Source organism: Coprobacillus sp. AF33-1AC, from assembly GCF_003475785.1.
Taxonomy (GTDB): domain Bacteria; phylum Bacillota_I; class Bacilli_A; order Erysipelotrichales; family Coprobacillaceae; genus Faecalibacillus.
Genome location: NZ_QRQB01000029.1, coordinates 1 through 25,556, shown reverse-complemented (window position 1 = coordinate 25,556; position 25,556 = coordinate 1). Strand labels below are relative to the sequence as shown.

Here is a 25,556-nt window from a genome sequence, read left to right as displayed (position 1 = left end):
CGTGCGTTCTCATAAAAAGTGTCCAAAAAAGTGTTGACAATCCAAAAGATATCCATTCAATCAATTAACCATGCCTTTCATCTGTAATGAAATTTCAACTTCTGGCTGTGCATAGTAACTGTCTACTTTCAGATTATTTTCCGATGCAAAGTCAACAACATCCTGTTGCATTTGTTTTGAAAAAGAATCAGGTTCAATAAGTACCAGATGGTCACACTTTTCATTTTTTATGACATCTCCAATCTGTTTTTTAAATTCTTCATTCAGATTTGAAAGTTGAATAACAACAGCATGATCCAAGTCATACTTGGATACATATTCTCGTACACAATCATGAGTGGCTTCACTGTTTGAATTGCTTGTTACAAACAGTGGCTTATTATTAACAGCTGATTCTAATGCACTGTTAATTACAGCTTTCAAAGTATGAACCTGTCTTTCGTTGAATTCATTGAACACATCCTGAATAAGACGGCCACTGTCACGTTCATAGACTTCAAAGCCATTATCTTCAAATGCCTTAAGAAGTCTTCCATCATTGAATGCATTAGCAAACACAATACAGTCACCATCAGTAACAAATGTTCTGCTTGTTGTAAGATCCTTTATTGTATTCACAAACTTCTCTGGTTCATAAAAAGCATTGGAAAAATGAAAATGCAATTCTCCAGTAAGTTCATAATTGTTTTTAGCAGCGAATTCCATATATTCCTCTAACTGGTTCGAAGAAAGTTTATTTTCTTCTTGTGTTAAAATATGTACTTTTTTCATAAGATCAATCCTTTCCTTTATTAACACAATGATGACACCTGCATTTTTTTACAGGTGTCACGATCTATCAATAAACGTATCGGTTCAAATCTTTTTTCCAATGTCCAAACCAGCTTCTGTATAGGATCATCAAGAACATACGACACACGTGTCAAAGACCACTCCTCAATTGTTGCGACGGTTTGTTCACGCTCGACTGTTGAATAGAGTGAAGTATCATTTACGTTTTCATATCGGCAAAGGTCTATCCCTACCTTTTTATGATCAGTTGTTTCTCGCTCCAATACGAAACAGAGAAAAAAGTTCACATTTTATTGTGACCTTATATTTCTATGTTCACATATTCTCTTGGCGCAACTATCAACGTGCTAGAAAACTTTTTGTTGCTGATTCAGACTATTCTGTTTTCAATGTCCTCTTGAGAGGAGATGCTTAATAACTCCCCTCATATATAACTGGACATTTTTTTATTACTTGATAACCCAATAAAAAAAACAAGTTAATTTTTTGACTTATTTTTGATATTTTCTATTATTCTTTTTTTACGTTTATGTATTGCTGGTTGAGAAACACCCATCAATGCAGAGAGTTCTCTTTCTGTTTTATTCTTGATAAGAAGATTCGTAATAAGATTCTTATCTTCTTCTGAAAGTTGATTAATAATATTCATTACATTCTCAACTTCTTCATTGACATTAAAAGTATCATATTGATTATTATTATCAGCAATCTTATCTACAAGCGCTATATTATTATTATCTAACTGATCTAAACTGGATACTTTAAACTCATTTCTCTTTTCTTTTTCACGTTCTTCTTTTTTAAATGAATTGTAACAAATTTTATATACTTCTTCCGATACCTCATGGTATTGACCTTTTATTTTAAAATAATAGTGTTTGTGTCCTTTAAGATCTCTTTTGATCCAAAAATAATTTCTTTTATAATCGTTTTCCATCCTATCTTCCTCCTGTATTTTTTTGGCTGAAGATAATCAGGAGGAGATCTGATTTTATGCACAAATACATCCCCTTTAATAGACAATGTCTAAAGCAGGGGATAAAAAAAGTAGTGCTTCAGACTTCGTCTAATTTCACTACCGATACGATTATTAATTTTTAATAATAATTTACGTATAAAAAAAGGGTACAAATTCAAAAAATATAAATTTTGTTGTACCCTTGATAACTGAATTTTATATTTTTAACTACTTATTCATTTTTAAGAATTGGATCACTATATCTTATTGCATCTCCATGAATTTCTCCATTAACCATTGATAAAGCAATCTCAAAAGATTGGGTATATTTTCTTTCTAAAACATCTAGAAATTCAATAACTACAGTAACCATACAATTTTCGAAATTTTTAGCATCATCAAAGCACCATGTAGTTGTAAACTCTTGATCAACCTTTATAACAGGTGTTCTATTAGGTTCTACTCTTTTAAAACTAACAGTTTTATTTAAAATATTTGTTTTACCATTTGATTCCGGATATGTTCTAAAAGATTTTTCCATCCCATCATTTTTAAATGTTAAATCTATAAAAAATAAATTATTTGATAATGAAGAACGATTTGCTTCTACAAATGTGAAATATGGTCTTTCATGTAATCTATCCTTATCTTCTTGTGTTAATACTGCATTCTTTGGAACATTATCATTCATACACTTAATCTCCTCCTTATAATAGTCATAATTAATAATCACTTTTTTTATAAAATGTGAAAATTGTTTCATTTCCTTTTCTTCTTTTTTTAAAACACTTAGTAAGAAATAGGATTCAAATAAATTATATATATAAATTAAAAATCTGTATGATAAATAAACCACTAGGATTACAAAGAAAATTGCAACTGCAATAATTAAAAGATCATAACCATTTTTAAAACTAAAATCTGATTCATTTAGAAACCATGTAAAAAAAGCAGTTACAAGAATTGTTAAAAAAGAAACATATGTACCAGAATTTGATGTGTTAGATATTTCTAATGAAATATTATTGATATCATCTCTGGTGAATTTATAAATATTTATTATTTCTTCTTTAGAATATAAATTCATATTTTTCCTTACAAATTCTTTTCTCTTTTTTTCTAATAAATTTTCAATTGTCTTATTGACATTTGGTATACTAATCGTATTAAAAAACAATTGATAACCTGTTTGTGTTATATCATTTTTCTTTTTTATTTTTTTAATCAGTATTACTTCACCCACTACTATAATAACAATTGCTACAAACATAAATGCTATCAAAGTAACTACATAATGCCAGATTGCTTGTGTGCTGTTTAAACTAAATTCTTCAAAATTAAAACCATTTTTTACAAATTTATATAAGTAATAACCAATTACAATTAAATAAATTAGTGCTACCTCTATATAATAAACATATGGGTATAATTTTCCTAATTCATTTATGACTGCCTTTTTTGTACAAGTTTCATCAAACTCTTTATAAAAATCATCTACATTTTTTAAGTCTTCATTCAAATCAAATTCCTCCTTCTTCTTTATTAAAACTACTTAATTCAAATATCTATTAACGATTTAAAAAGCATTATTTATCAATAAAATAAAACATGGGTCTCTTCTTTTTCAATATTTTATTTTTTGATATCACTTTTTATTTTTTAATTCAAAAGAATATTTAAATTTGTATTTCCCATTTTTTAAACAAATCTTTTTGCTTGATAATCCATGTAAAACTAAGGGAAGCTTCATAAATAATTTTCTTAATAACTAAATATCATCAATGTAAAAAACACTGATGATATCGAAATTAACATACACTCTAAATAAAATTAACACTTTTTATATCGTGCCAAACTATCTGGTTCCTTTTCTTGTCCAAATAAAACAGCACAAGCACTATTAACAGATGAAATAGCTAAAAATGATAACAAAAAAGCAAATGTTTTTAAAAAATATTGTTTACAGTTCTTCATGACCGACCCTTCCTTTCAAAAAAAGAATAACATCTATTAATGTTTTCTTAAAGTGATTATGATTATGATTCATCTTTTTTTACTAAAGTGCAGTTACATTTGTAATAATTGTATTTAACTATACATTTTTAATATATTTTGTATAAATTAAACCATTTTAACAAATTTATGTATATTACAATTAAATAAATTCAAAATATACTATATCTATAATCAATTATTAATAAGGTGATATACATTATGACAAACATAAATAAATCTGGTCTACAAATAGCAAGAGAAAACAAGAAAATGGAAACACTTGAACTAGCTGCCCTATTAAAAATAAACGAGAGTGTATTAAAAGGTTGGGAAGCTGGAGGCGGAACAATTCAATTAGATAAAGTAATAAAACTTATGAATATTCTCGATACTTCTTCTGAAATGATTTTATTCAATGAAAGTAGAAAGGGCTTAAATATTGAAACGCTCACAGAGGAGCAAAGAAATCTTATTTTCGAATTATACAAACAAATGAAAAACAATAAGTAAGGATAATTATTATGGATATAGCAGATAAAATAAAATTTTTAAGAACAAATATACTAGATCTAAGTCAAGAAAAATTTGCAAAGAAAATCGATGTTACTAGAGGAACTATTAATAACTGGGAACAAGGATTATCAGTCCCAACAATTGCTCATATAACAATGATTGCATTAGTGTGTAACATTACAACTGATTATTTAATAGAAGATAATCACCCTTTAGAATTATCTGTTCGTGATATAAATGATAGAGAATATCAAATTTTATTACAATTAATAAACTATTTTAATGATATAAATAACAAGGAAAAACATGAATAAAATAATTTTTAACATTTTAAAAAAAAATAACATTGATATTGCCGAGGATTTATATCACTATGGTTGGTCAATTTTTGTACATTATTTATTTTATCTAATTATAACTTTAAGTATAGCTGTATACTATCATTGCGTCTTTCAAACAATTATTTTCTTATTTCTATATATCCCCTTACGTAAATATATTGGCGGTTTCCACTTTTCAAACAATGTTGTATGCATACTTATATCGACAACAGTTTCTATAATACCTGTTCTTTTATCTAGGTATTATAATATTAACATTTGGATAATTATTTTAACTAGCATAATTTTAATAATAGAAACAATCTTAATTGCACCTATTGATCATCCAAATAAGCGACTAAATGATAAGCAATTAAAATTATACAAAAAGACATCTCTTTTCATTGAAATAATATACATAGGAGTTATTGGTCTAGCCAAAATATATACATTTTCTACAATATTAAATTTTATTTTTTTTGCTAATATCATTTCTATATGTAGCCTTAGTATCTCTTATATTAAAAGAATACTTTAATATTTATATTAATTTGTTACAATATTATTAAGAGGTGTTGAAGTTTATGATACATATATTAATTTATGAAGACCATCAAAAAGATATCGATCATCTTTTACTTTGTCTAAATAATTTTTTTGAAAAAACAAAGCAAAATTATGAAACTTATATTTGTAAAAACAAAAAAGACTTAATCCAAAATATTACGAAAGCAGATTTGCTTTTCTTAGATATGGAAATCAATAATGAAAATGGAATTGATATTGGTTTAGAATTAGAAAATATAAAACATGATTGCAGAATCATAATAACAACAAACTATTCAAAATATGCCATCGATGGTTATAAAATCCATGCTGATAGATACTTTATCAAACCAATTAATCAACTTGAATTTAATATAGAAATGAATGCAATAATAAAAAAATATATAAAAAAATCTCTTGGCTTCTATGATGAAAAAATAAGTCCTTATAAAATCTTTGTTAAAGATATATTATATATAGAATTTTTAAATAGAAAATCAAACGTACATACAATAGGTGGAAATATAATTACTACTAATTGTACATTGAAGTATTGGTATGATAGATTGAATACATATGGTTTTGCCTATTCGTATAAAGCCTATTTAATAAACTTTGAATATATTAGTGCATTTAATAAAAATGAAATTGTTTTAATCAATAATGAGACAATTCCACTTTCTAGACATTATAAAAAAGAATTTGATCAAAAATATAATGATTTTCTACATGAAATGCTATGATTATTATTTCTAATGTTATCGCATTTCTTTTAATTAGTTACATTGCAAATTCTTTTTTATCATCTAAATATTCTAAAAATAAATATTTGGCTATTTTATTCATTTTTATTACACTTGAAAGCTTTATCAATCATACTGGAGCATCACCATTTAAAGGTATTTTTTTATTAATCATGTACTTTCTTTATGTTTTTATTCAATTCGAAGGAAAACCAATTCAAAAAATTATGATTATTGTACCATTTTTCTTAATACAAGTAATATCAGAAATACTTGTTGCATTCTGTTTAAATAATATTTTATTTATAGAAATAACTCGCAATGCTTTTTCACATGGTTTTTTGCTTGGAACTATCTTCTCTAACACTATTTTAGCAATTTTTGTGTTTTTTTATGTTAGAATTTTAAAACTTATCCAAGCAGACAATTTGCCAAAATATACTTGGCTTGCACTTATTCTTCCTATTATAAGCATCATTTTCTTATTAGATTCAGATGACTATTTTGATTTATTGAACATAAGTCCGCATGTCTTGCTAACAACTGCAGGATTAGCAGTATCAAATATTATTCTATTTATTATTTTCATATCTGCTATTAATTCAACAAACATGAAACACAAACTTCAAATTGCAGAACAAAAAGAAGAATTAATAAATTCTAAACTTGATTTATTATCTCAACATTATGATTATAATTTTAAATTTTTACACAATCTCCTTCATACTTGTAGTCAATTAAATTCTTTATTTAACGATTCAAATTATATAGAAGCAACCAATGTTTTAAATAAATTATCTGATACAGCTTTTAAAGAGTTTAATGCAATATACAGTAACTCATATATTTTAAACTATGTTATAAATAATAATTTAACAAAAATTATTGATTATAACATTGACATTAAAACTGTAATTAAATATAGTGATTTCAAAAATTTAGATTATTATACACAACTAAATCTATTTGAATATCTCATTAATTTATCTATCGATTCTTGTTTACAAGTTGCTACTTCTGATAAAATTATAATAATAAAATCGGTAAAAACAGCTAATAAAATTATTCTTAAATTATTTTATTCTGCATCTTCAATTGATAAATATAATATCGAAAAAAATATAAACGAAATCTTGTTTAATAAATATAATTCTTTAAGCATTAGAAATATTGATAATTTGTTTATCAGTATTCTAATAACTTTTGATATTCCTAGTTAATTTTGAAACAACCATACATATAACAAAAAAAGAGATTCTCGAAAACCTTACAATTCATAATGGTTTTTTATGATTCTCTTTTTATTTTTAATTATTAACTATAATTAAAAAAATGTTTTCATGTATCTTAATAATACCATAATAAAATAACAAAGTACTATACCATCTGTTTTTTTATATTTTAAACATGTTATTAGTATAAGAAAAAAAACAATTAATAGACTGAGTTTATCTAATATAATAAGAAAAAATAAATCAACACTATAGTATGGAATTAAAAAAGAAGAAATTATTAGTAGTATTATTCCACCTATCAATTTTTTCAAAATAATTGCATAGTACTTTTTTTTCTCTATTCTTACAGTAATAAAACATTCTAAATTAATATAATAATAAGTATAATCAATTAAAAACATAATATCAGATACCAGTACTAAAGACATTATAGAAAAATGAATAATATTTAACGGACATCCTTGACTGAGTAAAATATAATACTTACTGGTTGGAGTAATCGAATATATAAGTATTTTTAGAACAAAACTCAAACATAAAAATCTATACTTTAGCACTTTTCTTCTATTTTACCTTTTTTTATTTCAAGGACTCTATCAAAAGCTATATTTTCAACTCCGTCATGAGCACATATTATAATTGTTTTTCCTTCTTGCTTCAGCTCTTTTATTAAATTATCAAATTGATTCATGCTATCATTATCTAATCCTCTAGTTGGTTCATCTAATAATATTACATTTTGATTTTCCATAACTGATTGAATAATTGCTGCTTTTTGTCGCATTCCTAAACTGTATTTTTTTATAGCAATTTTTGAATTAAGATCTAATGAAAATAAATCACAATATTTTTCGCATATATCGTATGAAAATTTATTTTTCAAATTATATAAAAACTTTAAATTATATAATAATGATTCATTTTCAATAAATGATGGATTCTCAATAACTGCACCTATATTACAGTCTTCACTATAAGTAATATCTCCATCATCTGCTTTTAATATTCCTGCTAATATTTTTAACAAGGTCGTTTTCCCACAACCATTATTTCCAACAATTCTAATCAGTTGTCCTTCATCTATATTTAGATTAATATCACTTAAAACTTTAGTTTTGTTAAATTCTTTAGATACATTTTTTAAACAAATCATGATCAGTTGCTCCTTTAAATTAATAATAGAATTGAAAAAAGAAAATTTGAATAGCAATATTTATTACAAAAGGTAACAAAAATAATAATGTTTTTAAATATTTGTTAGTGATTTTCACATATAAAAAAGTGATTGCCATATATAGCGTAAATAAAAAATACTGAATTATGATAAATGTAATATAACGATAATAACTATAAAATTTATTAAAATACAAAAATATAGGTACTATATATCCTAATATTATTGTTAATAGATTTGTTCGAAATAATCTTGATATTACGATCTCATCAAATTTCTTATTTCCAATTCGAACTATAATAAAATTTTTTATTGAATTATAATAATTAATTGTTTTAAATAACAAACATATATATATATTATTCAAAACAAAAGAAAAGATATTTGAAGTTACAATTAAAACATCAACAACAAAAAAATTATTAAATAAATATAGCCATAAAATTAATAAATTTGATAATATAAAAATTAATAAACTTTGTTTTAATGTTTTAACCATCGTATTCCATCCTATATTTAATGGCTATCGATATTGCTGTAATAGTTAAGATAATATATATAATTGCTGCTATTGAGAAATTCAAAAAACCATACATCATAAATCCCATACCTGGTTGCAATAAGCTTGTTACCATAAGACTTTGACCTATTGTTTTTATTAATTCAGTTGATTCGAATAAATTTTGAATAATAATGCTAAAAATATTAGATACTAAAATTGTAATAAATAATAATGCTATCGAAGTAAATCTATATAAATAAATATTTTTTACAAATGAACTTAACGAAAATATAAAATAGTTCAATATCATTAATCCAAAGGAAGATATTATAATAAATAAAATAAGGTTGGTTAATGGATTACTACTAAATAATTGATATTTAAAAAGTTCAATGTTAGTAGATGTTCTATAACCATATCGTACCAAACAATACAGTAACATGATTCCATGTAGTAGATAATAGTAGCAGAAGCTTTTTAAACATATTGTTGAAAATTCTTTTTTGTAAAAATTTTTATATCCTATTCGTGTAATAACATATCTATCAAAATGATTATATATTTTTTTGTAACTATCCATAACACATAACTCATGAAAAATTGCCAAGAATACTAGTAAAAAAACAATATTCAAGTTTCCATTCCATAAATATAGGTAAATATCTGTAAAAAAATCTTCTTCGACTCCGGTACTCATATAGCTATCAATAAAAAATATTCCAAATATTACAATAAAAAGAATCATAATGATTTTTTTTAAATTTCTTTTAATCATTAATTTCACCTCTCTAATAGAAGTAAAGGAAAGTAGTTTTAATAATAGTTATTTAATTGTCAGCCGAGAATTTTATAGAAATTCTTGTTCCAGCAGATGGTTCGTAATTTGATCCACATACTCTAGCTTTTACAGATGAAATTGTTTTTTTCGCATTAGCATCTGTGTAATGAATTCTTGTTTGATTATTTAAATAAATTTGATAATATGATTTTGAAATTCTTCCACCCTTATAAAAATCTCCATATTTCGCAAAAGTTGAGTTATCTACTGTTTTTTCTATATATCCATAACTACATGTTTTTGTTTTATTTTTTGAAGCTGATGTAGGACTACTCATAGCACCCCAAGATGGTACAGTTAACGATTCTGATGAACTCCATGATAATGCAGAAGTGCTTCCTAAAAACATTAAGCACATTACAAATGATAATGTAATAGTTGTTATTATTTTTTTCATATTAGTTTTTCTCCTCTTATTACTTTCCTTCACAACTTCATTATTATTTATCTATAAAAAGAAGTAAACATAACTTGTTCAACAGGTATGATTTATGTTTAACATGCAATTTTATGTCTAAAAATATATAATTAAATCTCCAAAATTATTTTTAGTTTTACTTTATTCAATTAAATATATTAAATTCTAACAATCAAATAAGTAGCATATTTTTATATAGTGCAACCTTCTATTTTCTTATATAAATAAAAAGAGAACAAAATTAGCAATTGTTCTCTTTTTTCTTAAACTTTTCTTTTATAATAGCCATATTAATATAAACAAAACCAAAATTAGTTATTACCATCTTTCTCTTTTGATAAATCATCTCGAACGGCTTTATCATACGTTTGAATATTTTTAATGATTTCACTAATTTGCTCCGTTTCTTTTGGATTGAATAAGTACTCTACTATCTTTGTTGGAATAACAATAATTGCACTAATAAATGAAATAACCGCTGAAATTGTTGCCAACGGTTCATTACGGAATGCAATAATACAAACCACAACAGCAATTATAACAAAAATAGCAATCATTGAATATATAACATATTTTTTCTTTATTCTATTTTCGTTTAAAGTTTCTTCTAAATATTTAGAATAATTATTTAGTATTTTTGTATATACTTTATTTCTCTCATCTAATTCTTTTTCATCTTTTCTATTATGTGGTAGTTCATCTATAGAGTCAGCATTTTCTAATTCTTCTGAATCAAAATCTTCAGAAAAATCATTTAGTCTATTTTCATTAGACATTTAATACTTCCTTCATTCGTATACGAACAGCAGTTTTAGGTGCATTAAACGCATCAGATAACCCTTGAACAATAATATTCTTATCATCTATATTATTAGATAATTCTGAGTAAGCTTCTTTAAAAGATTCCTTTGGCATTAATAAAGAAGCAGCAAAACGATTTGCTCTCATTTCTTTAGCATTAATAGCCTCATTTGTTCTATACGTATTTGAATATTCATTATGAGCATTACTTTCATAATCATAAATATAATGTGCTAACTCATGACATAAAGTAAAAAGAATATGTTCATCTGTATCCTGATTATTTAAAATAATAACCTTATCACTTTTATATCGATTAACTAATTTTTTAGAAATACCAATTGTTCCTGAAAGATTTCTATCTTTGAATTTTGCTGTATAGATTTTAAATCCCATTATTTTAGCAAGTTCTATAATCGGTACTTTTCTTTTATCCAATTTCAAGTTATAATTCGGATTACTCAAAAAATCGTTTAGTAAAGCTTCAGCATCATCATCGATTTGACTACTATCAAAATAATTGGAAAAATCATAATTATGTGCTTGCTTATATTTTTCAATTTCAATGCACATCCAAATCATCTCCTTTCACCTCCACCAAGATTATATATCTTGGTTAACAAAAAAAATGTAAAACGAATGCATTACTTATAGTGATTGACAACGGCTATACGTGTTTAATAATTTCTAGTATATTACCATTAAAGTTTTACAAATTAATTATTGAGGAAACATCTCTAATATCATTATTGATTATATCAAGAATTAACGGAGTTGTAAATATACCAGAAAATCGTGAATATGTAAAGAAAAATTTTTATTTTATTCCATTTTTACTTAATTTTATTTTAAATCAATAAAATTTCAAGAGAATTTATTAATTTTTATACATAAAAAAACTTCTCTCTAATGAAGAAGCTTTCCTTAAAAAAATTTACTATTTATTAATAATAGCCTATATTTTTTAATTATCTTTTGATGTATATCGTATATTTTTTGCTGCATCCATATCATATTTATTATTAAGCTTTAGTTCTATTTCTTTAACCATTAACGTTGTAGTTTTTACAAATAATTTGAAGTTTTTACTATTGTTTTTTGATGAATAACAGCCGCACATATTATGATACAGATAGTATTCCATATCTAAATTTGTAATAACTATATTTAATAAATTTAGCTTATAATCAAATTTATTAAACTTAATATAAAACTCTGTAAAAGATATAATTGCAGTTAAAATAATTACCAGACCTCCATTTAAAAAATTCCAAAAAGTGAAAACTGGTATCAACAATAATGATATTGCTCTTATATAAGAACTTATTTTTAAACACTTTTTCATAGAATTTTCTTGATCAATATAATCATCCCTTGTTTTTGTTAAGTCATTCAAAAATTTTATTTCTATATCTTTGTTCATTTATTACTTCCTGAATTCGATTGAGAACCATTTGAACCATTTGGTTCAAAGACCGGTGGATACCTATTTTTATTATTATTACCTGGTAATCTTCTACTATGATGTATCCTACCATTTCTTGAAGGTGCTTCATAATCATCACGTTTTTTTGTTGGTTGTTTTCTTTTTTCTGCTACTGCAATTGCCATCGAATATTCCTCCCTTTTTTATTTAATAGTAAAAATATCAATCATTTTAAATAATAAAAAATAATCGCACCTACTTTTTTATTAAATATGACTTTTTTCTATTTTTTTCTTGTTTATATTAATATTACAATTGCGCTGTTACAAAAAAAAGATTAATTGATTAAGTGGTTAAAAATCCGTTTAACATGCATGAATACCAACTACAATTGTTAACCGATTTATCACTTATATTATATTTATACAATTAATAATTACTTTTCTGTAATAATTTTTAGGCAACTAGTTACAGGGATGTCTTAACTGCACCATCCCTATGCACTTATATTATTACAGTTATCCCAGGATAAAGATCAATTAAAAAAATACATATTAGATGTATTTCCATTGTTCTCTCTTTTTCTAGGGACTTTTATTATAAGTTCTTCTTCTACAAGTATCTTTATTTGTTTTCTTACTGTTCTTTCTGAAAGTCCTGTATCACTAACAATTGTTTTAACTGACGGAAAACAAGACCATGTTTCTCTATTAGCGTATCGTAGTAATGCTCTATATACCATTCTTCCTGACGGTGTTACATTTGCACTTGATACTTTTGTATAAAAATACATATAATCCTTATTCAACTTTAACACCTGCCTCATTTATTATCTTTTTTATATCAAGTTTTATATTGTCATCCTTTTCAAATTTATATTTCAAGATTGATGTAATCTTATCGATATCAGCATATTTAACTTCTCTTTGTACTCTTTGATTAACCTGATATTCCTTGTCCAATTTTATCTTCCACTTAATAAATAATCTTAATACTGTTTTCATTGGATGCATTCCTGTCTTCATCAAAATAAAATGACCTTTGGGCATACTCTTTAATTCATCTGTTGTCATAAGAGGTCTTTCTATCATCTGTAAAGACTGCGATGGATCATTTTTTCCTTTACTAACCGATCCACTCATAACAGTCTTTGATCCAAGATTTTCACTCATTACTTTCGCTGTTTCTGAATTAGGTGCAAAACCGCCAAATAGTGTATCCTGACAGTTATCCACAATAATACTCGCTCCTTCTTTTCCATAATTCTTTTCTAACTGTGCCAATGATTGAATAATTGCCACTATGGAAATATTTCTTGATCTGGATGCCGAAAACATCATTTCTGCTGATTCAATTTTAGGGATAGTTCCAATTTCATCGAGATACATAATGACCTTTCTTTTTAATCTTCCACCCTGACTATCAGCACAAGCCAAAATTTCACGATAATACTGTTGAATAAAAAGAGAAATCAAAAAGTGTTTTGTATTATCTTCTTCAGGCATTACTAAAAAGATTGCAGATTTTTCACTGCAGAATTTCTCTATATCAACTGTAGTTTCGAAACACAATATCTGTTCGATTTCAGAATCAATAAATGCATTTAAACGAGATAAAACAGTAGAAAGAACAGACATCATTGCCTGTTCTCCTGTATTCAAAGCAGCACCAGCAAACCACTTTGCTTTATGGTTGTCAGGCAAATAATCAAGCAAGATCTGAAACTGTGTTTTCCCTTTTATTCCAGAAGGTTTCAACAGATCCTGAACAAGTTTAAATACACTGACAATATGTCTTTCTCCGTCATCACAAAATTCAGAAATAATTAAGATGATACTTGTAAGAAGTCCCTCTGCTGAATCATAAAAGAATGAATTTTGACCATAGCTTGATGCACTTTCTCCATCAGAAAAGATAATTGTTTTAGCAATTATTTTGGCGTACTTTTCTGTCTTGGCTTTTAAAGACAAATCATTTCTGTTTTGTTTGTACTGATCCATATATTTATTGACCATATGAAGCATATTGTTCCCATCTGAAAAAAGGGGGTTTCTTAAGTCAATAACTGAAATATTGTACCCATAATAATCATGAGCAATTCCACCATAATTACGATACAGATCACCTTTTGTATCCGTTGTTATAAAAGAGACACCACTGGCACAGGCATATTCTAAATTTGGGTATAAAAAATGGGCTGTTTTTCCAACACCAGCTGCACCAATCATCAACAAATGAATATCATCACAATCAACATATCCAAATGTTTTTCCAAGGTTTATTTTACTTCCTACAACCAATCCCTGTGATTTTGGAAGATCAATACCTTTTCTCCACTTCACACTGTCAAATTCAATATACTTCAAACTTTGATGAACCTCTTTATCTGTCGCAAATCGCGCTGTTCCGTATTGTCCATCACCGACTGTTTTTGATTTGATCTTATTCAGATTATAGTTTCCGTTAAAATACACGGCACATCCTATAAAAAGAAAAAATAAAATACCAAACGCTATAAATATTCCTTGTGATTTTGTCATCTTTTTTTCTCACCTTCTTCACCTATTCATTCAAATCCTTTCATTTGAAAAGACTCCTCATAATTTTCAACTGGTTCAACATATTCACTGATAATATTCAAAGCCTCATCATAGCTTTTCGCATTGAAAGTTATTCTTTCAAACATCTCGTTGGCTTTTTCTTCATACCCTGCACTTTTTAATGTTCTTGAAGCAATCCCCATAAGATTAAAAATATTTCCATCTTCACCTATCATCTTTGCCTTTGGTCGTTCTTCTTCAAGAAGACCATATGCCTGTTTATTTTCCATAGCTTTATAAATCTCCCTTCTATAATGAACATCCATATAAAAAAGACCTGCAGATAAATTTCTACAAGCCTTTACTAGATTATTTCTGTTATTTTCTTTAACACAGTTTTTATAGTCAGCTACTGACTGACAAACATTTTCAAACATCTTTTTTGTATTGCCATTGTCCCTATAACTTCTATAATCCTGTTTTAAATATGACCAGACTGGTGAATTATCTGATAATGGATGAGAGAATCCTAAAAGAGAATGCTCATGGATCATTGTCATTTTTAAAAGTCTATCCAACTGCGTCTGAAACTTAAAATCATCTCGTGGTTCTTTTCCATTAAAAGAATAATAGAACTTGGCAAAAAGCGAATCAAATTCATCTTCTTGAAATCTGTCTTTTACAATTGTTTTAAAATCACTTTTGATATTTGAAACATATTTCATTGCTTCCTGATATTTGGGACTGTCCGTTGATTTAATAAATTCAACATTGTTTTGTTCTTTCAGATCTTCATTAAAATCTTTATTTCTTGCACGAATACATGAAATAGTGTAACTGCCTTTTTCATTTAGAAAATCACTTATTCTCTCTGCTCCTTCGATACCTGCAATATCATGATCCAGACACAAATAAATTTCATTAATATTTGGATAAACATCTAAAAAATGATCCAGTCCTATTTTAGAAAGTCCATTCAAAGCAATATAACTGTTTTCCATCCAATTCTCTTTGTTTAAAGAAATATAGGAAAGCATATCAATCGGTGCTTCAAAAACATAGACCTTGTTGGATGATCCTTTATAATGAAACGGATATAATGGATCAGAGCCTTCTATATTTCCTCTAAATGACTGATTTTTACCATAAGTTGCAGTACCTCTTTTATGTCCATGACGAGCAACACCATTTTCATCCAAACCAACAAATACAGCATTGTGATATTCCTTATCTTCGTAGATCAAACCTTTTCTTACAAATTCATCAATGACTTCCTTATCAAGAAATCTTGTTTTCAAAAGATACCCATAGACCCTGTTTAAAGTTTCATTTTTTTCAGGAAGTTTAAATTCTGCCTTTTCTGTTTTTTCATAAGGAACTGACATTTGAAGGTCACCTACATTGGATAGAAGAAATTCCACAGCCTGTTTAAAATTATAGTTAAAATATCTTTGAACAAATGCTATTGGATAACCACCTGCTTCTGCCTTCCAATCATAAAAGCGATTACCTCTTACAGTAATACTTGTATGTCTTGCCCATCTCATATCCTTTCCTGATTTTATAAGTGCTTCACCTTGCATTTGAAGAAAAGATGCAATATCAACTGAATTAGCCATTGCAATCTGTTCTTCACTGAACATTCGTGCCATTACTGATGCCTCCTTGCTTTTTTCTTTTTATTTTGCTTTTTGCCTTTGATTGACTTTACTTTCATAGACTCATCTTTTTGTATATGCGTAATACTTTTAATTTTATCCTTCATATCTTTCACCTTTTTCTTCAAATTAAAAACGAAGTGAATGATCATCTTCCCTATGACCCGTTGCACTTCGTTTTCTTATTAATTTCTGTTTGAGTTTATGTTCGACTCCTGTAAGAATGGTATTTCTTATTGGCAACTCATTTTCAATGATTCTTCCAATATGACGAAACATTCTTGTTGTCATCATACTTAATGGAACTTCTTTTATATCATCTATATGATCTAAAAAATATTTAGCGTATTCATTTCCATTTTCAGCGGCCAATGTTAATAGTTCTATGGCTTTCTCTTTATCCTTTTCAACATCTTTTCCTAAAAGGTACATTTTGCCTAAATAATACTGTGCATATTCATTTCTATATTCACAGGCTTTATTCAGATAATAAATTCCCTGCTCCACATTCTTTTCAGTAACTTCACCTTCAACAAGAATTTTACCAATTTTAAATTGTGCTACTGAAAAATTTTCTTCTGCCGACTGATAAAGATAATGAACATACAAATCATTATCTCCTAATTCTCTATAGATATTTGCAAGTCGGTTATAAGCAAATTTGTTATCACCACTTTGTTTATAACATTCTATTGCCTTATCCAAATCACGATCTATATAGAATCCATCATGATAGATTTTACCAAGTATATATTTAGCTAATGGAAGTTCACATTTTTCAAGCCATTCTATACTTTCTGGAATCATTTCAAATTCATTGTTTTTAATTGCTAAATTGATATCACCTATTTTTCTATAGTCCCGCCTTATTTTATATTCTTCCAACAAACTATTTTCTTCATTAAATTCCACACCTAATTCATTAGTCACATCATCCAATTCACTATTGCCGAAATTGTGAATATCTTCAAAATCCTGCATGACCATATTTAAAATCATATTCTTGATGCTTTTAAATTCTTTTTGTTCAAGTAGTGGTAAACGTTCAAGGATAGTGTCATTATATGTTTCATTGACTTGTTGTTTATACAGGTACCATTGTTCATAGAGCTGTGCAATATTTTCATCCTTTTCCAGCTCTCTTAAAATGTCGTTGATGATCTGCTTTGATTCCTTTGGAATATAGGCATACATCTTTCTTCCATGGTAATCTTTCAAGCTCATTTTGAGCTTTAAAAGGTCATTAAAGATCTGCGAACTATCAAAATGTTCATGATCCATTCCATTTAAAATTTCAACGACTTTTTCTTTACTGTATTTTTTTATTTCATCTCGATTGGCAGTCTGATTTTCATAAATATGTAAAAGATCATTTTTAAAAATACTTCCAGCATACTGTTTTCTGATTGACTCTATTCCTTTTTTAGTTAAATAACCCTCTTTAGGATTCTTTGAATAGGCAACCATATGAATATGAGGATGATGACCTTCATTATGAAAAGCAGCAAACCATTTGAGATTATTCGGATCTATTTTCATTGCCTTTGCCAGATCATTTCTTTTTTCCTGACAAAGTGACATCCAGCTTTGAACTGAATCAAAGCCTAAACGGGTAGCATCCTCTCTTTTTATAGAAATGATATGTGTCCAGACGTTGCCTTCATGTTCTCCTATTTCTTTGACAACATCACTCAGTTCAAATTGAAGACCTGCATCTGAAAACAAACCATGCTCACCAAGTTTTTCTACTCTAGGACGATGTGAAATATAATCTATATAATTTTCCTTTGTTGTAATATCATCAAGATTAGCATCAATCACACTCGATATAAATTCACTGGCATTTTCTCTTGTTGGATTTTCTTTGAAATCATTATATTCAAACATTCCTGTTGCAGTTGGATAATCCTTTATAAGCTGCTGAATAAGTTTCTGCTGTTTCTTTGTTGCCTTCATATTTCCATAATCACTTTTAAACTTTTCTACACCTTCTCTGGTAGCAATATAATTCACATAATATTCTTTATGACTTTTACCTTTCATATATCCTGACTTAACAATAATTCTTACCATAATCTTTACCAAATAAAAAAGGAAACCTTTTTAAAGTTTCCTAACATATACTTCCTATCTTCTATTAAAAAATACATCTGCAAGATCATATCCCAAATACAATGCCTCTTTAAAAATAACTATTTCATTTTCAATTTCTATTTCTGATGAACATCCTATCCATTCTTCATTTATTTTGTTCGCTTCTTCCTCACCATATACTTGTATCAATGCCTTCATAATTTTTTTATGAATTTCATCTCTGATTTTATTTAACTCACATTTTTTTGAAGAATCCTTTCTAGTATTTTCATAGAATAAGTCATCTCCATAATAAAGCTGTTTTATAAATTCATCCTGTTTTGACATGTAGATTATTCCTTTCTAGACGACATACTATCACAACAGTTTTTATATAGCTATTATGAATCAGGAACCTTTTTGATATTTATTTATTTCTTCAAAACTTATCTTGCCATTGGTTGCTTTAACTTCGTTCATACATTTCACTCTTAATTTTTTAAGAGTGTCATTATCAACATCAGCTATTGCTGAAAGAACATTCATGACCATTGAAAGCTCCACTGTATTTTTATAAAGCAATTTTGAAATACGATCTTCACTTGATTTAACAGTTCCTTGAACTGCACTTGAAATAGCAACAGGCAAATACTGATTTTCCAACGTTGAACGATTGTAACCATCATAAAATTTAATTGCTCTTTCAATAAACTCACTTCGACTTTTGCTGTCATCTGTTTTTGTCATTTCATCCAGTCTGTCCATCACATCTTGACTTAGCCAAATCGTTGTTCTTTTCTTATTCACATTTTATTTTCCTCCAATAAAAAAAGGATACCTTTGTATCCGTTTTTCTCTATTATATATAATTTTAAATTTATCAATTTTATTATTCTGTTTATAATTTTACATTCATTTTTTCATCAAATATTCTTGAATTTTCAAGCAATCAGAAATGACCCCATTTGTGTCGTAGGTAGTGCATAGGTAGTTAATAGGTAGCAATTCTCAATATCTGGTATATTGACTTTCAGTTTTGTATAAACTATAATGTAGTTGAGAAAAGGAACTGCCAGTAAGCGGTTGTCCTTGGATTTTGTATTTTTGTTAAAATAACTAACTCATACTTTGACCAGGAGTGAGGTAGTTATTTTTTTTCACTTTTATCAATTATGATAAGAAGTAATTTAATAACAAGCATCATTAAAGACACGACAAGTGTTAAACAAGTTAACACTACCATGACTGTTTCATATGTTGTCATTCGCATCACCTCCGTTTTTCAGATTTTCCCAAAACTTCTAGGAATGTGAATTTCGAAGGATTGCGTACCTTCGTCATGACGACCAAGGATAACCACCTACCGTATACGGCTGTTCCATTTATGATTATAACATATCACATATTTTCAAACTACATTTTTCGTCAAAATTCTGCTTACGCTGTTTTTGACAACCTGCTATCTCCTGCTGTTTCTAGGAGAACATTTAATGTACAACGCCACTATTGACGCACTGTCTTCAATAATGACGTTGTTTTTCTTTTGTGAACTTCTTTGAAACAACGGGCATTGCCCGTTGTTGTAAGGTGAAGCGACGTCGCTTCTTTAACCTGCACACGCCACATTCTTAAAAATTAGCCTTGTTTTTCAATTCAAATTGGACATTCTATCCATCTATTTTTAAAATCTTTAAAATAAGGGCACACATTTTTAAACAAATAAAATTGGCATACTTATTCCATATTTCTATAAAAAGCGCACACGATCAAAATTTACCGCCAAACACTCCTTGATACATTGATTTACGGATGTTCCTCAATGATCGTTCTAGGCTTTTTACTAACGACAGGTTCATCTCCTTCTAATTCTTCAATGAATTCTCTAACCTCTGGTTTGACATGCTTTTTATATATTTGATTCAAGCTTTCCATAATTTCTACTTCAAGTGTTGTATTTTTCTTTGCAAGATTTGAGTTGATTGCTCGAACTCTTGCTTCAGGATATTTTATTTTTATCTCTTTTTGTTTAACCATTTTTAAAACCCCCTTATCGTTATTTCAATTTTTTTAAACACTTCTTGCTGCTCGATTTCCTCTAATTCATGAAATCTTTCTTTATATTCATTGACCTGTTCATCGGTTAAAGAAACTAGATCTTCTGAACCATCATCTCCTGCAATAAAAAAAGTGCCAGCAATAACATCTCTGCCAACACGTCTGTTTGCCTGTAAATTCATGAGTTTTCCTTCCTCGTTACAGACAAGAACAGTATTATTACCCAAGTCGATTTCTTCAATCAGACCACCAACAACTCTTTGCATATCATCCAATGTATTTTCTATATATTCAACCTTTGGTTCTTTCATCGGCTCAACAACGAGTACACGTATTTTTTCATCGGCTTCTCGTATTTTCTCTTGATTTTGAACACTTTCAATAACATAGAAGCTGTCTTCACCTACGATAAGACCTAAACTTTGTCCATTATCCCACTTCATATGGATTGTTCCAATATCATCAACTGTTTCTACAGTTCCTAATGTTCCAGAGGGTACAGGATGGTGAGGATCGTCCATAGAATTGAGCATGATCCTTGTTCCCTTTGGATATTTCTGTTTGATTTCCTTAATTTTATCTTGATTCATTTTCCTCACCTCCTTACATTTGCAAACTAAAATTTATTTTATTTTCCTGTTCGATATTCAACAGATCAACTTGAAAATTTTCTTTAATAAACTCATTGACTTTGCCTGTTGGATGTCCTATATCTCCATCATCAAAATCACTTTGAAGTTGCATCGCAACAGAATTGATAAGTTCCATAAGATAATCTCTGGAATATTCTGTATTAGGAAACACCTTATTGATATAAATACCATTTGTATCAAACAGTACCAAGCCATTGTGCTTTATAGAGATTTCAAGATCACCAAACATCCCTGCATTCTGTACAAAGTTTCCAATTTCTTCATACTGAAGATCTATACATTTTTCATGATCCGTTTTTAAACAGCCAACATATTCTGTATGCAAGTAGTTCTTTATAAATTCATTTTGTTCATTCATTGCTATCTTCCTTCCATCATATTCAGTCTGTAATAACCACTCCAGTAAGACACAGTATTCATGGCAACATTGCTGTCGTTACTGTTTTCATGTATCCACACAGCCTCACCTTTTGCATTCTTTCCTGCATAGATTCCTACATGAGTTGTCTTTCCTGATTTGTTAATTAAAAAGGCAAGATCACCCGCTTTGAGATCTTGCTTTGCTATTTTTTTGCACATTTTTATCTGTCCTGATGTATTTGTATTGCCAAGATTATTGTTCATAACAGTCCAATAGACCCAGTCTACAAAATGCGAACAGTCCAGTCCTTTTTTATTTCTTCCTTTGCTGTCTGGAGCAACAGTTACTCCAAAATCATTACCATCATATCCTGCACACTTGGCAGAACCACCCCAGTAATAAGGTATCTTTCCAACAGCATCCGCAGCCTGCATCACTATTTTCTTTCTGATTTCACTTGTATCTTCAGGCATATTTTTAATCAGTTCATCCATCTGCTCTTTGGAAAGTGTTGTGACTGTTTTTCCGTCATTTCCAATCAATGCACCATAACAGGTTTCCATTGACTTTTTTGTATCTTTCAGCAGTTTTTCATTCAGGTTCTTTTCTAGACTGGCATAGATGACGGCGTTTACAGAAGTAGGGACTTTGACTTCTTCACCCTCTGTAAAACTGTTGACCCATGCCTCTGCCATTTCATCTGAAAATACTTTATGCTGTGAAGAAACCATATAACCAATAAAATACCCTTTGACCTGATAAATATTAAGCGATGATCCATTTGTAAAAGTCTGATTAATTTTGTCAATATGACTGTCAATCAACACAAGTCCATCCTGTATTTCCTGAACATATTGCTTCATTTCACCTGTAAGTTCACTAATTGGATTGCCTTCAAACAGATCCGTTACAAGATTGTGATTGAATGAAATACCATCTGAAAAAATAGCACCAATTAAAACAGTAATAGCAACAAAAGGTGAAATAATAACAACAGCTACATTTCTGACAAACTTCCTGCCATCATCACTGCTAAAAAAAGACAGAGCTAACTTTATAAGTTTTGTTTTCATTACTGTCTGACATCTCTATAACCATAAGGATACATTGCTGCTTCTGTTTGATTTAAAACAGTTTCTTTCATTTTTTCAACAGCCTCATCTAAATACTTTTCATCAAGGGAACAGTCCTTATATCCTTGCTTGATTATTTCATAGTATTCCTTACCTGGTACTCCATATTCATAACCATCATTCATCACATAAACCATCGCCTCAGTTGTAATTGTTCCATTAGAAATTCTCAAATTTTTCTTTTCGTAGAGGTGTGGATAACCTTCATAGCGATCAAGGAAATGCTCATCGTTTTCTGAAATTTCCCAAATACCTACAGGTACTTCCATTCCCTTTTTTGATTCTACAGTCGCAACTGCATTACTTTTATTTCCTCTAAACACCATTTCATAATTTGACAACATACCTGTTCCAACCAGTTTAGCCTCTGGACATCTGTGTGCCATCTGCTCCCTGTTTAAATTACTGCCATAAGCCACATAATATTTCATTCTTTTCTGTTCCTCCTTTACATCTGTTGCATGTGCATTCCAAGTTCTTCTTGAACATCTTCCAATGATTCATTATTTGTTTCCTGTGCACTTTGCAATCTTTCTCTTTGCATAACTGCCTGTTGTGGATCTTTCCATGCAATACATCCATCTAGATTTTTTAAAAGATGATGTCGTGCTGTTTTAAATTCATCGCCAATAAGTCCAAGTCGTAAAAGCCAAGTCCTGAACGTATATTTCTCATTAGACGAATGTGTCTTAACTCTGCTTGCCTTATTTTGAACCAATGCCTGATGAGATATTGCCAAACAAAACTGGATATAGGTCTTGATTTCACCTGCATGAAGTGTTCCATTAAACATCCGAAATTCTATTGTTCCCTTTGAAAAAACACTATGAAAATTTAAGGCATGATACCTCGAATCATCATAGTGTTCGTATTTTCTGCTGGTATTTCCGTCATACCAGAGATTTTCAACTTCCTCAATATCCTTTGGCTTTTTTCGATTGAGCATTTCTAAAAAATCATCATCTATTTTCTTACAGAATCGTACTTCTCTTTGCGGTCTTACCTTTAAAGCTTTAAAGATAAGATCCTCTTTTGAATACATAATATTTGCAATATTTCTTAATGATCTGGCAGTGTGTTTTGAAGCATCCACATGAATGTGAATTCCACAGCTTTCATTGACTTTAGCATGACCATTTCTTCTTAATTCACGAACAATGCTCTGTATCGTTTCTATATCATCATAATGACATATAGGAGAAACGACCTCTACTTTATAATCAGGATCATAGTTAAATCGATTTCCACATTGCGGTGTAATACTTGCATCTCGTACAATTTTCCATTTTCTTCCGTCCTGATCACAGACAGAATAGGTATCATATATACCACGTTCATGCCTAAAACCTGTATCAAAATGTTTAGCAATAATCAAAGCAGCGCTTCTTCTTGTTAAACCTGTCATTTCTATTTCTATTCCAAAACGCTGACTTTTCATGGATATTCATCATCCTATCTTCCGCCTTTATCACCAAACAGTTTTGATTTATAATCTGGTGCATGAACAATAAGGTTGTATCTTTCACTTCCACATTTATAAAGACAGGCACCTCTTTGCGGATATTTAATAAGTTCATATTCACTTTCTTCAAGCTGTAACGTATCAATATAAAATCTTGCATCCGTATTTCCTGCATTGAACAGGAACGTATGTGTTGGTATTGAAAACAATGGTTTTGTTAGTTCTCTGATTCCTTCAATATTGAAATCTTCCAGATTTTGAGAAGCTAAAATAACAGAACTTTCCTTTTTTCGAACACGCTTCATAAAATTTCTAATGTATTCTACTGCTGTTGTATTTATTAAAAAAAGATAAAGTTCATTGATTGAAGCTACTGTATACCCTCTTTTCAACAGCTCATTGGACATATAGGAAAGGATATTAAAAAGCATCGCATCTTTTAAAGACTTATTTGCCTGTAAAAGATCCTTAACACCAAAAGTCACAACCTTTTGTGAATGAATATTGGTATGCCCATTAAAGAAACGACTGTCACTTCCCACACATATTGAATTTAATAAAAGCAGTATTTCACGCAGTGACTCTCTTGTATAAATGTTATTTCTGTTTGTGTTGTAATGTTTGTATTCTTCATCAATGTAATCATAGAGATCACTCAATATAGGGTAGTCGTCATGTTCTAGAACACTAAGATCCGTCTTTTCATTAATGTTGAATCTTTGATAGACTTTAACCAACATAATTTCTAACGTATCGATTTGCTCCTCTGTAAACGCCTTATATGTCTTGAAAAAATCCTTTAAAAAGGAAATATGTTGTGCAAGAACTGTTGACTGTTTAAATGCAACAGGAACATCATCTTCACCTGAATCTTCTATATCTTCTGACCATTGTTTTGGTTCAAGAACATTAATGATATATCGTCCTGCCATCATATCAATAAAAACACCGCCAAGATTATAGGTTACTTCTTCATATTCATGTTCAGGATCTAGAGTTATTAAAGACATTCCCTGTTCTCTTAAATTCAACAGTAAAAGTTTTAAAAGATATGATTTTCCCTGTCCTGAATTTCCAAGAATAAGAGCATTGGCATTTGTTCTGTCGTCACTTCTTTCATTGAAATCAACAATAATATTGCTTCCAAATTTATCGTGACCTATATAGATTCCATGCGGATCTGTCTTACCTGAATAGTTAAATGGAAAAAGATTTGCAACACTTGATGCTGGAAGAACACGTTCAAACTGCTCCTTGAATCCATCATATCCCGATGGAGTAACCGCTAGAAATCCTTCTTTTTGTCTTAAAAGATGGATAGGTTACACTTTATTGGACAATTCTAAAGAGAACTGTTTAT

Annotated in this window: 29 protein-coding genes; 5 read left to right on the top strand and 24 right to left on the bottom strand. The window is 28.6% G+C overall.

The window, feature by feature from the left end; all coding sequences use genetic code 11:
- Positions 1 to 60 precede the first annotated feature (60 nt).
- The 4 genes from DWZ53_RS09775 to DWZ53_RS09760 all read right to left on the bottom strand — a co-directional run bounded on the left by DWZ53_RS09775 (position 61) and on the right by DWZ53_RS09760 (position 3,724).
- Positions 61 to 771: a hypothetical protein gene (locus DWZ53_RS09775; protein ID WP_147358161.1), complete on the bottom strand. Its 711-nt coding sequence runs from the start codon at positions 769 to 771 to the stop codon at positions 61 to 63.
- Between the two features lie 499 nt (positions 772 to 1,270).
- Positions 1,271 to 1,729, bottom strand: a complete 459-nt coding sequence (locus DWZ53_RS09770; protein ID WP_118433935.1) for a sigma-70 family RNA polymerase sigma factor — start codon at positions 1,727 to 1,729, stop codon at positions 1,271 to 1,273.
- Positions 1,730 to 1,982: 253 nt separating this feature from the next.
- Positions 1,983 to 3,269 carry a hypothetical protein gene (locus tag DWZ53_RS09765; protein WP_118433933.1) on the bottom strand — a complete coding sequence of 429 codons (1,287 nt, stop codon included), beginning with the start codon at positions 3,267 to 3,269 and terminating at the stop codon, positions 1,983 to 1,985.
- A 311-nt stretch (positions 3,270 to 3,580) separates the two neighbouring features.
- Positions 3,581 to 3,724, bottom strand: coding sequence for a cyclic lactone autoinducer peptide (locus DWZ53_RS09760; protein WP_106988522.1), 144 nt, complete (start codon positions 3,722 to 3,724; stop codon positions 3,581 to 3,583).
- A gap of 240 nt (positions 3,725 to 3,964) precedes the next feature.
- Here DWZ53_RS09760 and DWZ53_RS09755 point away from each other — a divergent pair, with 240 nt between their 5' ends.
- From DWZ53_RS09755 to DWZ53_RS09735, 5 genes are read left to right on the top strand one after another with little or no spacing between them, the layout of a single operon-like run.
- Positions 3,965 to 4,255: a helix-turn-helix transcriptional regulator gene (locus DWZ53_RS09755; RefSeq protein ID WP_106988523.1), complete on the top strand. Its 291-nt coding sequence runs from the start codon at positions 3,965 to 3,967 to the stop codon at positions 4,253 to 4,255.
- Between the two features lie 11 nt (positions 4,256 to 4,266).
- On the top strand, positions 4,267 to 4,572 hold the full coding sequence (locus DWZ53_RS09750; protein WP_117347534.1) for a helix-turn-helix domain-containing protein: 306 nt from the start codon (positions 4,267 to 4,269) through the stop codon (positions 4,570 to 4,572).
- Complete coding sequence (locus DWZ53_RS11535; RefSeq protein ID WP_118433931.1) at positions 4,565 to 5,116, top strand: accessory gene regulator B family protein; 552 nt, start codon at positions 4,565 to 4,567, stop codon at positions 5,114 to 5,116. The genes DWZ53_RS09750 and DWZ53_RS11535 overlap by 8 nt, the downstream gene beginning before the upstream one ends.
- A 46-nt stretch (positions 5,117 to 5,162) precedes the next feature.
- The gene (locus DWZ53_RS09740) at positions 5,163 to 5,867 is read left to right on the top strand and encodes a LytTR family DNA-binding domain-containing protein (RefSeq protein WP_117347536.1); all 705 of its coding nucleotides are present in this window, start codon (positions 5,163 to 5,165) and stop codon (positions 5,865 to 5,867) included.
- Positions 5,864 to 7,087: a hypothetical protein gene (locus DWZ53_RS09735; RefSeq protein WP_118433929.1), complete on the top strand. Its 1,224-nt coding sequence runs from the start codon at positions 5,864 to 5,866 to the stop codon at positions 7,085 to 7,087. Before DWZ53_RS09740 ends, DWZ53_RS09735 begins: the two co-directional genes overlap by 4 nt.
- Before the next feature lie 565 nt (positions 7,088 to 7,652).
- Here DWZ53_RS09735 and DWZ53_RS09725 read toward each other — a convergent pair.
- The 20 genes from DWZ53_RS09725 to DWZ53_RS09625 all read right to left on the bottom strand — a co-directional run bounded on the left by DWZ53_RS09725 (position 7,653) and on the right by DWZ53_RS09625 (position 25,359).
- The gene (locus DWZ53_RS09725) at positions 7,653 to 8,255 is read right to left on the bottom strand and encodes an ATP-binding cassette domain-containing protein (RefSeq protein WP_106988529.1); all 603 of its coding nucleotides are present in this window, start codon (positions 8,253 to 8,255) and stop codon (positions 7,653 to 7,655) included.
- A 512-nt stretch (positions 8,256 to 8,767) separates the two neighbouring features.
- Positions 8,768 to 9,553 carry a hypothetical protein gene (locus DWZ53_RS09715; protein WP_118433927.1) on the bottom strand — a complete coding sequence of 262 codons (786 nt, stop codon included), beginning with the start codon at positions 9,551 to 9,553 and terminating at the stop codon, positions 8,768 to 8,770.
- 52 nt (positions 9,554 to 9,605) lie between these two features.
- Entirely contained in the window at positions 9,606 to 10,013 is a 408-nt protein-coding gene (locus DWZ53_RS09710) for a hypothetical protein (protein ID WP_106988532.1), read from the bottom strand.
- 332 nt (positions 10,014 to 10,345) lie between these two features.
- A complete protein-coding gene (locus DWZ53_RS09705) occupies positions 10,346 to 10,810 on the bottom strand; it encodes a hypothetical protein (RefSeq protein WP_106988533.1) in 465 nt (154 codons plus the stop codon).
- Positions 10,803 to 11,417 carry an ImmA/IrrE family metallo-endopeptidase gene (locus tag DWZ53_RS09700; protein ID WP_117347540.1) on the bottom strand — a complete coding sequence of 205 codons (615 nt, stop codon included), beginning with the start codon at positions 11,415 to 11,417 and terminating at the stop codon, positions 10,803 to 10,805. The genes DWZ53_RS09705 and DWZ53_RS09700 overlap by 8 nt, the downstream gene beginning before the upstream one ends.
- Before the next feature lie 382 nt (positions 11,418 to 11,799).
- Positions 11,800 to 12,258 carry a hypothetical protein gene (locus DWZ53_RS09695; protein ID WP_106988535.1) on the bottom strand — a complete coding sequence of 153 codons (459 nt, stop codon included), beginning with the start codon at positions 12,256 to 12,258 and terminating at the stop codon, positions 11,800 to 11,802.
- Positions 12,255 to 12,446, bottom strand: a complete 192-nt coding sequence (locus DWZ53_RS09690; RefSeq protein WP_106988536.1) for a hypothetical protein — start codon at positions 12,444 to 12,446, stop codon at positions 12,255 to 12,257. The genes DWZ53_RS09695 and DWZ53_RS09690 overlap by 4 nt, the downstream gene beginning before the upstream one ends.
- A 350-nt stretch (positions 12,447 to 12,796) precedes the next feature.
- Entirely contained in the window at positions 12,797 to 13,078 is a 282-nt protein-coding gene (locus tag DWZ53_RS09685) for a helix-turn-helix domain-containing protein (protein WP_233541875.1), read from the bottom strand.
- Complete coding sequence (locus DWZ53_RS09680; RefSeq protein ID WP_118433923.1) at positions 13,062 to 14,801, bottom strand: VirD4-like conjugal transfer protein, CD1115 family; 1,740 nt, start codon at positions 14,799 to 14,801, stop codon at positions 13,062 to 13,064. Before DWZ53_RS09680 ends, DWZ53_RS09685 begins: the two co-directional genes overlap by 17 nt.
- A gap of 26 nt (positions 14,802 to 14,827) precedes the next feature.
- The gene (locus DWZ53_RS09675) at positions 14,828 to 16,453 is read right to left on the bottom strand and encodes a DUF3991 domain-containing protein (RefSeq protein WP_118433921.1); all 1,626 of its coding nucleotides are present in this window, start codon (positions 16,451 to 16,453) and stop codon (positions 14,828 to 14,830) included.
- Positions 16,454 to 16,588: 135 nt separating this feature from the next.
- Positions 16,589 to 18,532: a MobP3 family relaxase gene (gene mobP3 / locus DWZ53_RS09670; RefSeq protein ID WP_118433919.1), complete on the bottom strand. Its 1,944-nt coding sequence runs from the start codon at positions 18,530 to 18,532 to the stop codon at positions 16,589 to 16,591.
- Between the two features lie 54 nt (positions 18,533 to 18,586).
- Positions 18,587 to 18,880 carry a hypothetical protein gene (locus DWZ53_RS09665; protein ID WP_022001019.1) on the bottom strand — a complete coding sequence of 98 codons (294 nt, stop codon included), beginning with the start codon at positions 18,878 to 18,880 and terminating at the stop codon, positions 18,587 to 18,589.
- Positions 18,881 to 18,940: 60 nt separating this feature from the next.
- Positions 18,941 to 19,339 carry a ribbon-helix-helix protein, CopG family gene (locus DWZ53_RS09660; protein WP_032089689.1) on the bottom strand — a complete coding sequence of 133 codons (399 nt, stop codon included), beginning with the start codon at positions 19,337 to 19,339 and terminating at the stop codon, positions 18,941 to 18,943.
- A gap of 996 nt (positions 19,340 to 20,335) precedes the next feature.
- Positions 20,336 to 20,566, bottom strand: coding sequence for a hypothetical protein (locus DWZ53_RS09655; RefSeq protein ID WP_022001022.1), 231 nt, complete (start codon positions 20,564 to 20,566; stop codon positions 20,336 to 20,338).
- Positions 20,567 to 20,568: 2 nt separating this feature from the next.
- On the bottom strand, positions 20,569 to 21,177 hold the full coding sequence (locus DWZ53_RS09650; RefSeq protein WP_118433917.1) for a DUF4314 domain-containing protein: 609 nt from the start codon (positions 21,175 to 21,177) through the stop codon (positions 20,569 to 20,571).
- A 13-nt stretch (positions 21,178 to 21,190) separates the two neighbouring features.
- Positions 21,191 to 21,598: a hypothetical protein gene (locus DWZ53_RS09645; RefSeq protein ID WP_107029971.1), complete on the bottom strand. Its 408-nt coding sequence runs from the start codon at positions 21,596 to 21,598 to the stop codon at positions 21,191 to 21,193.
- 2 nt (positions 21,599 to 21,600) lie between these two features.
- Complete coding sequence (locus DWZ53_RS09640; protein WP_107029972.1) at positions 21,601 to 22,674, bottom strand: C40 family peptidase; 1,074 nt, start codon at positions 22,672 to 22,674, stop codon at positions 21,601 to 21,603.
- Positions 22,674 to 23,165: a gamma-glutamylcyclotransferase family protein gene (locus tag DWZ53_RS09635; RefSeq protein ID WP_118433915.1), complete on the bottom strand. Its 492-nt coding sequence runs from the start codon at positions 23,163 to 23,165 to the stop codon at positions 22,674 to 22,676. The genes DWZ53_RS09640 and DWZ53_RS09635 overlap by 1 nt, the downstream gene beginning before the upstream one ends.
- A 17-nt stretch (positions 23,166 to 23,182) precedes the next feature.
- Entirely contained in the window at positions 23,183 to 24,172 is a 990-nt protein-coding gene (locus DWZ53_RS09630) for an amidoligase family protein (RefSeq protein WP_117792509.1), read from the bottom strand.
- Positions 24,173 to 24,186: 14 nt separating this feature from the next.
- On the bottom strand, positions 24,187 to 25,359 hold the full coding sequence (locus DWZ53_RS09625) for a VirB4 family type IV secretion system protein (RefSeq protein ID WP_255415325.1): 1,173 nt from the start codon (positions 25,357 to 25,359) through the stop codon (positions 24,187 to 24,189).
- Between the last annotated feature and the right edge of the window lie 197 nt (positions 25,360 to 25,556).